This window comes from Candidatus Aquicultor sp. (assembly GCF_054640775.1).
Window position 1 is genome coordinate 1 of record NZ_JBTSLF010000022.1, and the last position, 2,574, is coordinate 2,574.

A 2,574-nucleotide genomic window follows, 5' to 3' on the forward strand; every position below is an offset into this window, starting at 1 on the left:
TACTTGAGCAGTCTTGACTCGCTCTGCTGGCAGATCTCATGGCCGGGATGTCTTGAGTGCAGCCATTTCGATGGAAAGTGCTCCTTAGGCATAACACCGACCGAAGTGCCGGGTGGAAGCCATAACTCCGCGAGATCTTGCAAATCCAAGGAGATGAGGCTTAACGCAGCTTAGTTGTCCTTTTCCGCCCGTGTTTGATACACTTGCAAACAATAACTAGAGGAGCGGAAAATGAAAGAAACTACACAGGGTGGAAAAACGATTATCGACGCGGTTCTTGAGCTATTCGATCTTGTCATGACGTACGCGCGCCAGCAGATAACGATGATCGTCGAACAAAACATCACGAGACCGATTGGAACTGCTGCGCGAAAGGCTGCCTTCTTTATCCTCGCCTTTACATTTTTCTCGATTGCCTCGATCTTTGTAGCGGTTGGATTCTTCCTCTTGCTGGCAAGCCTTATCGGCTATATCCTGGCTTACCTCTCCATCGGCGCCGTCCTTATTCTTGGCGGCATAGTGCTCGTGCGCTTGAGTATGCGCGATGGAAAACTGCCTGGAAAGGCTCCCAAGAAAACGCCTAAAAAATAGTAATTTACCATATAATACCTTCCTTAAACCGCTCATAGCATTATACTTAGTAAAACACGTTACAGCAGGCTAATACTACTTCAGGAAGTCACAGGCGAATCCGATACCTTATAGCGACAAAGCAAGAGTGTCCAAGCACTTCAAGCACAGTGGCAATAAGGCAAGCTTTGCTTATTTTTTTGCTGAACGGGTAGAACAATAACAAATTATTTTATACAGGAGGAGTTATAGTGTTTAGGACAAATAACGAGCTTATGATGAAAGCGCGCGATGGCGGGTACGCAGTGGGAGCGTTTAATACAAACAACTTAGAAATAACAAAAGCGATTTTTAACGCCGCCTCACAAGAGCAGTCGCCGATTATCCTTGCGGTCTCACCGTCTGCCGCAAAGTACGCTGGAATGGAGAACCTGGTGGCCATGGCGAAAATCGCCGCTGGGGAGACGGGGGTTCCGGTTTCGGTTCACCTGGACCACGGTACCGACTTCGAGCATCTGGTCCACTCGATACGCGCCGGGTTTTCATCCATTATGTTCGACGGCTCAAAACATCCCTATGAAGACAATGTGAGGCTTACCGCAGAAGCCGTAAAGCTCGGGCATGCCGCCGGCATCTCGGTCGAGGGCGAGCTGGGAAGGCTTGTCGGTACAGAGGATGCGATTTCCGTATCCGAGCGTGAGGCCTCGATGACCAACCCGGACCAGGCGCTTGATTTTGTCGAGCGCACCGGTATCGACGCGTTGGCCGTATCGATCGGTAACGCACATGGCTGGTATAAAGGAAAACCGCAGCTCGACTTCAAGAGGCTTGAAGCAATCGGGAAAAAAGTAGGAAACAAGGCGTTGCTTGTCCTGCATGGCGCCTCGGGCATTCCCGATGAAGATATCAGGACCGCAGTTTCTCTTGGCGTAACCAAGATCAACATCGACACCGAGATACGCGATGCGTTTAAACGCGGGATCGCCGGTTTCATCCAGGAAAACCCGGATGTCATCGACCCCAGAAAACTACTTAAGCCTGCCATCGATGAGATGATGAAAATCGTCGACGGTAAGATCAAGCTTTTCGGCTCCGCCGGTAAAGCGACCGAGACAATGGCGCATATGGCTGGGGGGGTTGCGTAATGAGGATAGGAATGCTCACCGGTGGCGGCGACTCAAGCGCCATTAATGCCGCGATTAGGGCGGTTGTACGGCGTGGACTCGAGGGCGGGCACCAGATCCTTGGTTTTAAGAACGGTTGGGCCGGCCCGATTAACGGCGATTACGAGGAAATGACGATGCACTCCGTTTCAGGGATTCTGCCGAAGGGCGGTACAGTTCTCGGCACATCGAGAACCAACCCGTTTAAAATCGACGGCGCGGTCGACAAGATGACAGAGAACTTGAAGCGCGCCGGTATCGACGCGATGATCTGCATCGGCGGCGACGACACCCTGGGTGTTGCGCACAAGCTCAATAGCCTACCCGAGCCCATACCAGCTGTCGGTATCCCGCAGACAATCGACAACGATATCAACGGCACCGACTTTGCGATAGGCTTTCAGTCTGCCGTCGAGGTTGCCACCGAAGCACTCGATAGGCTCCACACGACCGCCGAGTCGCACCATAGGATAATAGTCGTTGAAGTCATGGGAAGGGACGCCGGGCACGTCGCGCTCTACGCCGGTATTGCCGGCGGCGCAGACAGCATCCTCGTCCCCGAGCACCACTTCAACGTCGATGAAATCATCGACAGGATAAAACGCCGCCGCCAGAACGGTAAGACGTTTAGCATTATCGTGGTTGCCGAAGGCGCCAAGCCGGAAGGTCGCGAGCAGGTGGTCGTCAATGAGAAAACCGATGCGTTCGGGCACGTGAGGCTCGGCGGCATAGGTGAGTATCTTGCCGATATCATCGAGGAGAAGACCGGTCTTGAAACCAGGTTTATGAACCTCGGCCACCTGCAGAGGGGCGGACAAGCAAGCCCGTTCGACCGTTTCAT

Annotated in this window: 3 protein-coding genes; all 3 read left to right on the forward strand. The window is 52.9% G+C overall.

Going from position 1 to position 2,574, the window contains the following annotated elements; translation table 11 throughout:
- Window positions 1–231 precede the first annotated feature (231 nt).
- Entirely contained in the window at window positions 232–591 is a 360-nt protein-coding gene (locus ACYC56_RS03330; protein WP_461372762.1) for a phage holin family protein, read from the forward strand.
- A gap of 230 nt (window positions 592–821) precedes the next feature.
- Window positions 822–1,715, forward strand: a complete 894-nt coding sequence (gene fba, locus ACYC56_RS03335; protein ID WP_461372763.1) for a class II fructose-1,6-bisphosphate aldolase — start codon at window positions 822–824, stop codon at window positions 1,713–1,715.
- Window positions 1,715–2,574, forward strand: an 860-nt coding sequence (locus ACYC56_RS03340; RefSeq protein WP_461372764.1) for a 6-phosphofructokinase, incomplete at its 3' end; no start/stop codon positions are given. The genes fba and ACYC56_RS03340, both read left to right, overlap by 1 nt.